Origin of the sequence: Klebsiella sp. MBT K-1, from assembly GCF_002556465.1 — a bacterium.
Taxonomy (GTDB): Bacteria; Pseudomonadota; Gammaproteobacteria; order Enterobacterales; family Enterobacteriaceae; genus Klebsiella; species Klebsiella grimontii.
Genome location: NZ_PDEL01000005.1, coordinates 173,489 through 186,093, shown reverse-complemented (window position 1 = coordinate 186,093; position 12,605 = coordinate 173,489). Strand labels below are relative to the sequence as shown.

General features: G+C 56.6%; 9 protein-coding genes and 1 pseudogene. All 10 read left to right on the top strand.

Features of this window, described 5'->3' with window-relative positions; genetic code table 11:
- Positions 1–58: 58 nt before the first annotated feature.
- The 10 genes and pseudogenes from yeiP (at position 59) to yejF (ending at position 12,602) form a co-directional block, all read left to right on the top strand.
- Positions 59–631 carry an elongation factor P-like protein YeiP gene (gene yeiP / locus CMQ96_RS09225; RefSeq protein WP_004122911.1) on the top strand — a complete coding sequence of 191 codons (573 nt, stop codon included), beginning with the start codon at positions 59–61 and terminating at the stop codon, positions 629–631.
- Positions 632–945: 314 nt separating this feature from the next.
- The gene (locus CMQ96_RS09220; RefSeq protein ID WP_098066639.1) at positions 946–2,412 is read left to right on the top strand and encodes a mannitol dehydrogenase family protein; all 1,467 of its coding nucleotides are present in this window, start codon (positions 946–948) and stop codon (positions 2,410–2,412) included.
- A gap of 119 nt (positions 2,413–2,531) precedes the next feature.
- Positions 2,532–3,509: a GTP-binding protein gene (locus CMQ96_RS09215; protein WP_024359216.1), complete on the top strand. Its 978-nt coding sequence runs from the start codon at positions 2,532–2,534 to the stop codon at positions 3,507–3,509.
- A gap of 35 nt (positions 3,510–3,544) precedes the next feature.
- On the top strand, positions 3,545–4,258 hold the full coding sequence (locus tag CMQ96_RS09210) for a phosphatase PAP2 family protein (protein WP_024359217.1): 714 nt from the start codon (positions 3,545–3,547) through the stop codon (positions 4,256–4,258).
- Between the two features lie 426 nt (positions 4,259–4,684).
- A complete protein-coding gene (mepS, locus tag CMQ96_RS09205) occupies positions 4,685–5,254 on the top strand; it encodes a bifunctional murein DD-endopeptidase/murein LD-carboxypeptidase (RefSeq protein WP_004122922.1) in 570 nt (189 codons plus the stop codon).
- Positions 5,255–5,444: 190 nt separating this feature from the next.
- Positions 5,445–7,006: pseudogene (locus tag CMQ96_RS09200) on the top strand (cyclic di-GMP phosphodiesterase).
- Between the two features lie 70 nt (positions 7,007–7,076).
- Positions 7,077–8,882, top strand: coding sequence for an extracellular solute-binding protein (locus tag CMQ96_RS09195; protein WP_098066693.1), 1,806 nt, complete (start codon positions 7,077–7,079; stop codon positions 8,880–8,882).
- 9 nt (positions 8,883–8,891) lie between these two features.
- Entirely contained in the window at positions 8,892–9,986 is a 1,095-nt protein-coding gene (locus tag CMQ96_RS09190) for a microcin C ABC transporter permease YejB (protein WP_064343003.1), read from the top strand.
- Positions 9,986–11,011 (top strand): ABC transporter permease, encoded by a 1,026-nt coding sequence (locus CMQ96_RS09185; protein WP_004132447.1) that lies wholly within the window; start codon positions 9,986–9,988, stop codon positions 11,009–11,011. Before CMQ96_RS09190 ends, CMQ96_RS09185 begins: the two co-directional genes overlap by 1 nt.
- 1 nt (position 11,012) lies before the next feature.
- A complete protein-coding gene (gene yejF, locus CMQ96_RS09180) occupies positions 11,013–12,602 on the top strand; it encodes a microcin C ABC transporter ATP-binding protein YejF (RefSeq protein ID WP_024359221.1) in 1,590 nt (529 codons plus the stop codon).
- Positions 12,603–12,605 lie beyond the last annotated feature (3 nt).

The following is a 12,605-nucleotide window of genomic DNA, read 5'->3' as shown; positions in this document are numbered from 1 at the left end:
CCCGGCGCGAGTAGTTTTACGCGATATTTTCGACCCTTTAAGTGACAGGATGACTGCAATGCCAAGAGCGAATGAAATTAAAAAAGGTATGGTGCTGAATTACAACGGCAAACTGCTGATTGTTAAAAATATTGATATTCAGTCACCGAGCGCCCGCGGCGCAGCGACGCTGTACAAAATGCGTTTCTCCGATGTGCGCACCGGCCTGAAAGTGGAAGAACGCTTTAAAGGCGACGACATCGTCGATACCGTCACCCTGACCCGCCGCTTCGTTGACTTCTCCTATATCGATGGCAACGAATACGTCTTTATGGATAAAGAAGATTACACCCCGTATATCTTCACCAAAGAGCAGATCGAAGAAGAGCTGCTGTTTATGCCGGAAGGCGGCATGCCGGATATGCAGGTTCTGACCTGGGACGGCCAGCTGCTGGCGCTGGAGCTGCCGCAGACCGTGGATCTGGAAATCGTAGAGACGGCGCCGGGTATCAAAGGCGCATCCGCAAGCGCCCGTAACAAACCGGCGACGCTGAGCACCGGCCTGGTCGTTCAGGTGCCTGAATACCTGAGCGCGGGCGAGCGCATTCGTATCCATATCGAAGAGAGCCGCTACATGGGCCGCGCGGACTAAACTCTGCGTTTGCAACATCATAAAGGGCAGCCAGCGCTGCCTTTTTTTCGCACCTTATCCGCAGCGCCTGGCCCTCTCTCTGCTGGCAACGTTGCTCTCCCTTCACACGCCGCAAAGTTGTTATACCAAAAGTAATTAAACTGTCGCTCCTTTCCGCCATTAAGCGCGCCCGCTTTTCAAGCCAGCCGGGTAGCCAGCCAAAAAATGATGACCGAGCTCACATTAAGCGGATAAACAAGGCTCACCAATTTAATTTGTTGTCATATAACTTTACACTGGGAATGTTAATTATCCGTTAATCAGGTGTGTTAAGAATGACTACCATAGCTACGGCTACGCTGCCGGAAGGCGTACAGCTCCCTCAATATGACCGCAGCCAGCTGCGTTCGCGTATTGTGCATTTTGGTTTCGGCGCGTTTCATCGCGCGCACCAGGCGCTCCTCACCGATCGGGTGCTTAACGCCGGCGGCGGGGACTGGGGGATTTGTGAGATCAGCCTGTTCAGCGGCGATCGGCTGATGAGCCAGCTTCGCCAGCAGGACCACCTGTTTACCGTGCTGGAAAAAGGCGCCGAGGGCAATCAGCCAATCGTGGTCGGCGCCGTCCATGAATGCCTGAACGCAAAACTGGATTCGCTGGCCGCGATTATTGAGAAATTTTGCGAACCGCAGGTCGCCATCGTCTCTCTGACCATCACCGAAAAAGGCTACTGCATCGATCCGGCCAGCGGCCTGCTGGACATGACGCAGCCGCGCATTATCCACGATCTGCAAAACCCGACGCTGCCGCAATCGGTTCCCGGCATTCTGGTCGAAGCGTTATCGCGCCGCCGTCAGCGTGAACTACCGCCGTTTACCGTCCTCTCCTGCGATAACATCCCCAACAACGGGCATGTGGTGAAAAACGCCGTGTTGGGAATGGCAGAAAAACGGAGCCCGGAGCTGGCGCAGTGGATCGCCGAGCGCGTCAGCTTTCCCGGCACCATGGTTGACCGCATTGTGCCAGCCGCCACCGATGAATCGCTGGCGGAAATTAGCGCCGCGTTGGGCGTAGAAGACCCCTGCGCTATCAGCTGCGAACCCTTTATTCAGTGGGTTATCGAAGATAACTTCGTTGCCGGACGCCCGGCGTGGGAAACCGCGGGCGTTCAGATGACCGATGACGTACTGCCGTGGGAACAGATGAAGCTGCGGATGCTCAACGGCAGCCACTCGTTCCTCGCCTGGCTTGGCTATCTGGCGGGTCATGCGCATATTAGCGACTGCATGCAGGATCCGATTTTCCGCAGCGCCGCCTACCGACTGATGCTTGACGAACAGGCGCCGACCTTATCTATCCAGGGCGTGGATCTGACGGCGTATGCTGACAGCCTGATCGAACGCTTCAGCAATCCGGCGCTGAAGCATCGCACCTGGCAAATCGCCATGGACGGCAGCCAGAAGCTGCCGCAACGTATGCTTGACGGTATTCGCGTCCACCTTGCGCAAGGCAGCCGCTGGCCGCTGCTGGCGCTCGGCGTCGCGGGCTGGATGCGCTACGTCAGCGGGATTGACGATGGCGGAAATGCCATTGATATTCGCGATCCGCTGGCCGATAAGATACAGAAACTGGTCTCCGCCAGCGATGAACACCAGCGCGTGGCGGCCCTGCTCTCGCTTGAGGAGATCTTCGGCCGCGACCTGCCGCAGGATCCGCAGTTTGTCGCTCACATCACCGCCGCATGGCATCAGCTTGCCGCCTTTGGCGCGCGTCAGGCGATTGCCGGCACGCTGAACGCTTAACAATAACTGCCTTTTAGCGGACAGAATCCCCTTCTGTCCGCGCTAAGTCTTCTCTTTCTCCCTTTTTTTCGTCAGGATAGGCGTAACTGTTACAACATTACATTTATCCTGGAGAAAAAGTGACCAAAACCAACTTGATCACGGGGTTTCTCGGCAGCGGCAAAACCACGACGATTCTGCATCTGCTGGCCAATAAGCCCGCGGATGAAAAATGGGCCGTGCTGGTCAACGAGTTTGGTGAAGTGGGTATTGACGGCGCGCTGCTGGCGGAAAGCGGCGCGCTGCTCAAAGAGATCCCCGGCGGCTGCATGTGCTGCGTAAACGGCCTGCCGATGCAGGTCGGGCTCAATACCCTGCTACGCCAGGGCAAACCCGATCGCCTGCTGATAGAACCCACCGGGCTGGGCCATCCTAAACAGATCCTCGATATGCTGACCGCCGCGGTATACGAGCCGTGGATCGACCTGCGCGCCACCCTGTGCGTGCTGGACCCGCGCCAGCTGCTGGACGAAAAAGCGGTGACCAACGACAACTTTCGCGACCAGCTGGCGGCCGCTGACGTTATTATCAGCAATAAAGCCGACCGCTCGACGGAGGAGAGTCAACGCGCCTTTGCCGCATGGTGGCAAGCCTACGCAGGCGATCGCCGATTCGTCAGCGCCACGCGGGGTAATATCGACCCGGCGCTGCTTGATTTACCGCGCCGCAACCTTGCGCCGCTCCCCGCCAGCGCCGAACACGCCCACGGCCACGAGCAGAAACAAGGCCTTGCGGCACTGAGCCTCCCCGCCCATCAGCGCTGGCGCCGCAGCCTCAATAGCGGTCAGGGCTATCACGCCTGCGGCTGGATTTTTGACGCTGAAACCGTTTTCGACACCGTTGCCCTGCTCGAATGGGCGCGCCTGGCGCCGGTCGGGCGCGTCAAAGGCGTTATGCGCATTGCGGAGGGGCTGGTACGGATCAATCGTCAACAGCTTGATCTGCATATTGAGACGCAGAACGTCTCCCCACCCGACAGCCGCATCGAGCTGATTGCCGATACCGAGACGGACTGGAACGCACTGCAGGCCTCCTTGTTGAGGATTCGTTTAAGTTAAGACGGCTATGGTTGCCGTCGTTTACCCAATACATGATAGTTATGATTAAAAATCGAATTCCCCTTATCCTGCTGCTGAACGCGGCGGGTATAGCGCTTTTTTGTTCATGGTACCTTCCCGTTAACCATGGTTTCTGGAATCCGCTGGACTCAGCGATCTTCTATTTCTTTAATCACCTGGTTGGCGTGAGCACCGCCTATACCTGGCTGCTGGCGATTATCAATAACCGCGCCTTTGACGCCTGCTCGCTACTGGCGATGGGCAGCCTGATGCTGAGCTTCTGGTTCAAAGAGCAGAGCGCCGGACGCCGCCGGGTGATTATCATCGGCCTGGTGATGCTGCTGGCTGCCGTCATTATCAATCAGCTGGCCCAGCACCTGATGCCGGTTAAGCGCGCCAGCCCTTCGCTCTCTTTTACCGACATCACCAAAGTGAGCGATGTGATCTCATTCCCCACCAAAGACGCTTCAAAAGATAGCTTCCCGGGCGATCACGGGATGATGCTGCTGATATTTGCGTCATTTATGTGGCGTTATTTTGGTCGCCGGGCGTTTGCTATCGCGCTGGTGATATTCGTGGTGTTCGCTTTCCCACGCGTGATGATTGGCGCCCACTGGTTTACCGATATTGCAGTCGGCTCATTAACGGCGGTGCTCATTGGCGCCCCCTGGGTATTGATGACCTCATTGAGCGATAAGGTTATTGCCTTATTTGAGCGCCACCTTCCGGGTAGAAAAGCAAAAAATTAAATCTATCTTTACAATTAATTAATATCATTCATAAGGGATCGTTCTGGGTCCCTTTTTTTGCCCGCGCCTGTTTTCTCATCACGTATCATCTTCCTGTCATATTAATCATCTTAAAAATGAGTAAATTGCGTATTTTTTACCCACCACTGTCGCTATTTTGTCCTTTGCCGATGATTCACTTTTTGTCGCAAAAATACTTATATGAAAATGCGTAAAACCGCTCGCCATCCCCCGGTTGATCGGGTAACCTCAATCTCGTTTTGCCTCGTCAGCAACATCAATTCATAGAATGAATAAATTTGTGCGTGACTCCACAGTTTTATGCTTACGGAATTGTCTCATTGCGACCAGGTAATTAGGCTCTAACACGTTTGGCATTTTTTATAACGACATTGTCGTTAAGGACAACAAGGGATAACACACAGCATGGTCAAATCTCAGCCGATTTTGAGATATATCTTGCGGGTCGCCCCCGCGATTGCAGTTGCGGTTCTGCTTTCCGCGTGTAGTTCAAATAGTACCGCCAGAAATATGCATTCTGAGACGCTTGCTGTGGGTAGTGGCGATTTATCATCACTGCAAGCCTCTCAGGATGAATTTGAAACGATGGTCCGCAACCTGGACGTGAAGTCCCGCTTGATGGATCAGTATGCCAGCTGGAAGGGCGTGCGTTACCGCCTCGGCGGCAGCACCCGTAAAGGCATCGATTGTTCCGCCTTTGTGCAACGGACTTTCCGTGAACAGTTTGGCCTGGAACTGCCGCGCTCCACTTCAGAGCAGCAGGATTCCGGAAAATCGATCAGCCGCGCCCAGCTGCGTACCGGTGATTTAGTCCTGTTCCGCGCCGGCTCCACGGGCCGCCACGTTGGTATCTATATCGGCAACAATCAGTTTGTTCATGCATCCACCAGCAGCGGTGTGACCATTTCAAGCATGGATGAGCCGTACTGGAAAAAGCGCTATAACGAAGCGCGACGCGTTCTGAGCCGTTCGTAATCGTCTTCTGCCGTTGGTTAATCCCTTGGCCAACGGAAGAAACAAAAAAACACTGCCGAGGCGGTGTTTTTTTTTGCTCGCCAGCCAATAAACTTCGTAAAATAAGCTATGTCTTTAAGCAGGGATAGAAAAAGCGTTTTTCTATCAGCCCTTTGGCGCACATCAACAATACGGACTGACTATATAGCCTATGCCTACCCGTCACCTCGCTCCCCGGCGAAAAAACTGGCTGACCAGTATATGTATTGGAATAGCCGTCGCCCTGCTGGCCGGTAGCATCCAGTTTATGGTGATTTATCACAACCGGGCGGAGCGTTTCGACGCCATTATTAACAACGTCCATACCTATCTGCAGGACTATTTTCACGATTTAAATCAGACTATCCACGGCCTGCAGCCGCTGGTCGATGAGCCATGTGAGAACGTTGCCTCAGGCTTAACCGCCCATGCGGCCTTCAGCCCAAACGTACGCGCCGTCCTGCTGGTCAAAAATGGCCTCGCGTTTTGTTCCTCCGCCACAGGCGCGATGAGTACGCCCTTAACCCAGCTCATACCCCAGCTTGATGTTACTCAAGCGGTCGATATGGCGATTCTGCCCGGGACGCCAATGATGCCCAAAAGCGCCGCGCTGGCGTTGTGGGTTCGTAGCCCCCACGGCGGGAAAGACGGTATTTTTGTCTCGATTAATGCCAACCTGACGCCCTATATCCTCTATTCAGCGCGACAGAATGATTTCAGCGGCCTGGCGCTGGCCATTAAGGACGTCGCCATTTCCACCTTCAGTAACCAGCTCATCGACCCGCAGACCCTGCTCTCGCCACCTATTCGCCAGACGCAAATTGACGGCCTGCCGCTGAAAGTCTATCTCTACGCCAACAGCTGGCTGGCGGAGAATACGCAGTTCGCTCTGCTGCTGGGCGTCGTGTGCGGACTGCTGGCCGGACTTTTAAGCTACTACGTTCTCACCATTAAGTCGGACCCGCGTAAAGAGCTTCTGCTGGCCATCAAAAACGATCAGTTTTACGTGGTCTATCAACCGGTGGTGAGGTCAGAGACGCTACAAATCAGCGGCGTTGAGGTGCTGATGCGCTGGCGGCATCCGGTGGCCGGCGAGATCCCTCCCGATGTCTTTATCAACCTTGCAGAAACCCAGCAGATCATCGTTCCGCTTACCCGCCATCTCTTAACGTTGATTGCGCAGGATGCGCCTGTTCTGCAAACGCTCCTGCCCGCCGGAAGCAAGCTGGGGATCAATATTTCCCCATTCACCTACACGCCGGGAGCTTTCAGCAGGATCTGCAGCGATTTACCGCCGCTATGCCGACCGACCATTTTAGCGTGGTGCTGGAAATCACCGAGCGCGCGATGATCGATAAAAATCGTTCCTTAGAAAACTTCGACTGGCTGCACGAGCAGGGTTTTGAAATTGCGATTGATGATTTCGGTACCGGCCATAGCGCGCTAATTTATCTGGAACGCTATAACTTTGATTACCTGAAGATAGACCGCGGCTTCGTACAGGCTATCGGCACGGAGACCGTGACCTCGCCGGTGCTGGACGCGGTTATCACCCTAAGCCGCCGGCTGAAGCTCACCACCGTCGCCGAAGGCGTGGAAACGCAGGAGCAGGCGGAATGGCTGCGCGATCATGGGGTAAATTATTTGCAGGGATACTGGCTAAGCCGGCCGCTGACGCTGGAAGCGCTGATCGCCGCCCATGATGAACCGGCGAAATATTTCCCAACCCGCTAAGTGTCCTTTATTATTTGCTATCAGAGGCCGGGCCGTTTCAGGCCCGGCATGGGAGGACGATATCCTGGTTATTTTTGCGCGCATCAGCCTGATACTGCTGACCTTATTTAGCCTGCAGAGCCAGGCGCAAACCATTAAAGAGAGCGACAGGTTCGCGATTATCGGCGAGCCGAAATACGCCGCAGGCTTTACCCATTACGATTATGCCAATCCCGCCGCGCCTAAGGGCGGCGCAATTACCCTCGCCGCCATCGGTACCTTTGATAATTTCAACCGCTACGCCCTGCGCGGCAACCCGGGTATTCGTACCGAAAGCTTATACGATACGCTCTTCACCACCTCTGACGATGAGCCCGGCAGCTACTATCCGCTGATTGCCGAGCATGCGCGCTACGCCGATGATTTTTCGTGGATGGAGATTACGCTCAATCCGCGCGCCCGCTACCACGACGGCAGCCCCATCACCGCCAGCGATGTCGCGTTTACCTTCCAGAAGTTTATGACCGAAGGGGTACCGCAGTTTCGCCTCTATTATAAAGGCACCCGCGTAAAAGCCATCGCTCCGCTCACCGTGCGCATTGATTTAGCCGCCCCGGGCAAAGAGAACATGCTTAGCCTGATGACGCTGCCCGTTATGCCGGAAAAATACTGGAGGAATCATAAGCTCAGCGACCCTCTCTCTGCGCCGCCGCTGGCCAGCGGCCCGTATCGCATCACCGCCTGGCGCATGGGCCAGTACATTACCTACTCGCGGGTAAAGGACTACTGGGCTGCCGATTTGCCGGTCAACCGCGGGCGCTGGAATTTCGACTCGCTGCGCTACGACTATTATCTGGATGACAACGTTGCTTTCGAAGCCTTTAAGGCCGGCGCCGTCGACCGCCGCGAAGAGAACGTTGCCAAAAACTGGGCGACCCGCTACGTTGGACGCAACTTTACCCACGGCTATATCGTCAAAGACGAATACACCAACACTTCGGCGCAGAACACGCAGTGGCTGGCGTTTAATATTCAGCGCCCGGTATTTTCCGACCGCCGGGTGCGCGAAGCCATCACCCTCGCCTTTGATTTTGAATGGATGAATAAGGCGCTGTTCTATGGCTCCTACAGCCGCGCCAACAGCTTCTTTCAGAATACCGAATACGCGGCGCGCGATTATCCGGATGCCGACGAGCTGGCGCTGCTGACGCCGCTGAAAAAAGAGATCCCGGCCGAAGTCTTCACGCAGATATACCGGCCGCCAATTTCCAGCGGCGATGGTTTCGCTCGCGCAAACCTGCTGAAAGCGGATGCCATCCTTAACCAGGCGGGGTGGATAGTGAAAAACCAGCGCCGGGTGAATGCGAAGAGCGGCAAACCGTTACGCTTTGAGCTGCTGCTTCCCTCCGGCAGCAGCGATCGCTGGGTCCTGCCCTTTCAGCACAATCTTCAGCGGCTCGGCATCGTTATGGATATCCGCCAGGTCGACAACTCCCAGTACAGCAATCGCAAGCGCAGTCGGGATTACGACATGATGCCAAACGTCTGGCGCGCCACGCCCTGGCCCGACACCGGCCTGCAAGTCTCCTGGGACTCCCAATATATTAACTCCAGCTACAACGCCTCTGGGGTCCAAAGCCCGGCCGTCGACCAGCTCATCGCGCAGATTATTCGCTGGCAGGGTAATAAAGAAAAGCTGCTGCCGCTGGGCCGGGCTCTCGACCGCGTGCTGACGTGGAACTATTACATGCTGCCGATGTGGTATATGGCCCAGGACCGAACCGCATACTGGGACAAATTCTCCTTCCCGCAGACCCGCGCGATCTACTCCTCCGGTTTCGAAAACGGGTGGTACGACGCAAGCAAAGCGGCCAGACTCCCCGCGGACAGACGCTAAGGAATTAAGATGGGTGCATATCTGCTCCGCCGACTACTGCTCATCATCCCCACCCTATGGGCGATTATCACCATTAACTTTTTTATTGTGCAGATTGCGCCCGGCGGCCCGGTCGATCAGGCGATTGCGGCGATTGAGTTCGGCGATCGCGGCGGCTTGCCCGGCGCCGGTGACGGCGGGATGGGCGCCAGCCATGCGCGTACCGGCGTCAGCAACATCAGCGATGGGCACTATCGCGGCGGGCGCGGGCTGGACCCGGAAGTGATTGCCGAGATAACCCACCGCTACGGCTTTGATAAGCCTCTGCACGAGCGCTATTTTAAAATGCTCGGAGATTACCTGCGCTTTGATTTTGGCGATAGCCTGTTTCGTAGCTCATCGGTGCTGCAGCTGATTAAAGACAGCCTGCCGGTCTCTATCACCCTGGGCTTATGGAGTACGCTCATTATCTATCTGGTGTCGATTCCGCTGGGGATCCGTAAAGCGGTCAGCAACGGCAGCCATTTTGACGTCTGGAGCAGTACGCTGATTATTATCGGCTATGCGATCCCAGCGTTCCTGTTCGCCATTTTGCTGATCGTTATCTTTGCCGGCGGCAGCTATTTCGATCTCTTTCCGCTACGCGGGCTGGTGTCCGCCAACTTCGACAGCCTGCCGTGGTACCAAAAAATCCTCGACTATCTCTGGCATATCACCCTACCGGTGCTGGCAACGGTGATCGGCGGTTTTGCCGCCCTCACGATGCTGACCAAAAACAGCTTTCTTGATGAGATCCGCAAGCAGTACGTGGTTACCGCCCGCGCCAAGGGGGTAAGCGAAAAGCAGATCCTCTGGGGACACGTGTTTCGCAACGCGATGCTGCTGGTGATCGCCGGTTTCCCGGCTACCTTTATCAGCATGTTTTTTACCGGCTCGCTGCTGATTGAAGTGATGTTCTCGCTTAACGGACTGGGGCTGCTGGGCTATGAAGCCACCGTATCTCGCGATTACCCGGTCATGTTCGGCACGCTGTATATTTTTACCCTGATTGGCCTGCTGCTGAATATCATCAGCGATATCAGCTATACGCTGGTCGATCCGCGTATCGATTTTGAGGGCCGCTAATGTCATTTTTTAGTCCCGTCAATCAGGCTCGCTGGGCGCGTTTTCGCCACAACCGCCGCGGCTACTGGTCGCTATGGATCTTTTTAGCGCTTTTCGCCTGTAGCCTGTGCGCCGAGCTGATTGCTAACGATAAGCCGCTACTCGTCCAGTACCGCGGCAGCCTCTACGTCCCGCTCCTGAAAAACTACAGCGAGACCACCTTCGGCGGCAGCTTTGCCACCGCCGCCGACTATCAGGACCCGTGGCTGCAAAAGCGGCTGGACGATAACGGCTGGGCCCTGTGGGCGCCGGTTCGGTTCGGCGCGACGACCATAAATTTCGCCACCGATGCGCCCTTCCCTTCGCCGCCGTCAGCCCAGAACTGGCTGGGCACCGATGCCAACGGCGGGGACGTGCTGGCGCGAATTCTGTACGGTACGCGCATTTCCATTCTCTTTGGTCTGCTGCTGACCTTCTTCTCCAGCGTGCTGGGCGTGATGGCCGGCGCCGTTCAGGGCTATTACGGTGGAAAGATTGACCTCTGGGGACAGCGGTTTATCGAGGTATGGTCGGGAATGCCGACGCTGTTTCTGATTATCCTGCTCTCAAGCGTTGTGCAGGCCAACTTCTGGTGGCTGCTGGCCATTACCGTGCTGTTCGGCTGGATGACGCTGGTCGGCGTCGTCCGCGCCGAGTTCCTGCGCACCCGTAACTATGATTATATCCGCGCCGCGCAGGCGCTTGGCGTCAGCGATCGCGCGATTATTCTGCGCCATATGCTGCCTAACGCCATGGTCGCCACCCTGACCTTCCTGCCGTTCATTCTGTGCAGTTCGATAACCACCCTGACCTCGCTCGATTTTCTCGGCTTTGGCCTGCCGCTGGGCTCTCCTTCGCTGGGTGAACTGCTGTTGCAAGGTAAAAACAACCTTCAGGCGCCCTGGCTGGGCATCGCCGCCTTTCTGTCGGTGGCGGTGCTGCTGACGTTATTGATTTTTATTGGTGAGGCGGTTCGCGATGCCTTTGACCCAAGCAAGGCGGTGTAGCATGACGCAACCTCTGTTAGATATCGATAACCTCTCCATCGCCTTTCGCCAGCAGGGAGAAACCACCTCCGTCGTCAGCGAACTGTCGCTGCAGATTGCCGTCGGCGAGACCCTGGCGCTGGTCGGCGAGTCCGGCTCCGGTAAGAGCGTAACCGCGCTATCGGTGCTGCGGCTGCTCCCGTCGCCGCCGGTCAGCTATCCCACCGGCGATATCCGCTTTCACGGTCAGTCGCTGCTGCACGCGGATGAGCGCACCCTGCGCGGCGTGCGCGGTAACCGCATCGCGATGATCTTCCAGGAACCGATGGTTTCGCTTAATCCGCTGCATACCCTGGAAAAACAGCTGTACGAAGTGCTCTCCTTGCATCGCGGGATGCGTAAAGAAGCGGCGCGCGGAGAAATCCTCGACTGCCTGGAGCGCGTCGGGATCCGCAATGCGCCCCGGCGGCTGGCTGACTATCCGCATCAGCTGTCCGGCGGCGAGCGCCAGCGGGTGATGATCGCCATGGCGCTATTGACCCGCCCGGAGCTGCTTATCGCCGACGAACCCACTACCGCGCTGGACGTCTCGGTGCAGGCGCAAATCCTCACGCTACTGCGCGAGCTGAAGCAAGAGTTAAATATGGGGCTGCTGTTTATCACCCATAACCTGAGCATCGTTCGTCAGCTCGCCGATCGCGTCGCGGTGATGCAGAACGGCCGCTGCGTCGAACAAAACGGCTGCCAGGCGCTGTTTTTCGCCCCCGAACACCCTTATACCCGCCGCCTGCTGGACAGCGAGCCGTCGGGCGATCCCGTCCCGCTCGCGCCCGATGCCCCGGTATTACTGCGGGCGGAAAACCTGAGTATCGCCTTTCCGATACGTAAAGGTCTGCTGCGACGGGTTGTCGATCATAACCGCGTCGTTAATGCCGTCAGCTTTCATTTGCGCGCGGGAGAAACGCTGGGGCTGGTCGGCGAGTCAGGATCGGGCAAAAGCACCACCGGGCTGGCGCTTCTGCGTCTGATTCATTCCGCTGGCGCGATCGCCTTTGACGGTGAGGCGCTTCAGGGACGTAACCGTCAGCAAATGCTGCCGCTGCGTCGCCGCATGCAGGTGGTGTTTCAGGACCCTAACTCATCGTTAAACCCGCGGCTCAACGTGCTGCAAATTATTGAAGAGGGACTGCGCGTTCATCAGCCAACGCTCACGCCCGCCGAACGGGAACAGGCGGTGATTCAGGCGATGCAGGAGGTAGGTCTCGATCCGCAATCACGGCATCGCTACCCTGCCGCCTTCTCCGGCGGCCAGCGTCAGCGCATCGCTATCGCCAGGGCGCTGGTCGTCAAACCGCAGCTTATTGTGCTGGATGAGCCCACCTCATCGCTGGATAAAACCGTGCAGGCGCAAATCCTCGCGCTGCTGAAGGCGTTACAGCAAAAGCATCAGCTGGCCTATATTTTTATCAGCCATGATTTACGCGTCGTGCGGGCGCTGTGTCATCAGGTGATGGTGCTGCGGCAGGGAGAAGTCGTCGAGCAGGGTGAGTGCGAGCGCGTATTTACCGCTCCGCAGCAGGAGTATACCCGTCAGCTGCTGGCGTTGAGCTGACGG

What these genes read in the sequence shown, in the direction of transcription:
- yeiP (WP_004122911.1), top strand. Translation starts at nt 59, where the DNA reads ATGCCAAGAGCGAATGAAATTAAAAAAGGTATGGTGCTGAATTACAAC.
- CMQ96_RS09220 (WP_098066639.1), top strand. Translation starts at nt 946, where the DNA reads ATGACTACCATAGCTACGGCTACGCTGCCGGAAGGCGTACAGCTCCCT.
- mepS (WP_004122922.1), top strand. Translation starts at nt 4,685, where the DNA reads ATGGTCAAATCTCAGCCGATTTTGAGATATATCTTGCGGGTCGCCCCC.
- CMQ96_RS09190 (WP_064343003.1), top strand. Translation starts at nt 8,892, where the DNA reads ATGGGTGCATATCTGCTCCGCCGACTACTGCTCATCATCCCCACCCTA.
- CMQ96_RS09185 (WP_004132447.1), top strand. Translation starts at nt 9,986, where the DNA reads ATGTCATTTTTTAGTCCCGTCAATCAGGCTCGCTGGGCGCGTTTTCGC.
- yejF (WP_024359221.1), top strand. Translation starts at nt 11,013, where the DNA reads ATGACGCAACCTCTGTTAGATATCGATAACCTCTCCATCGCCTTTCGC.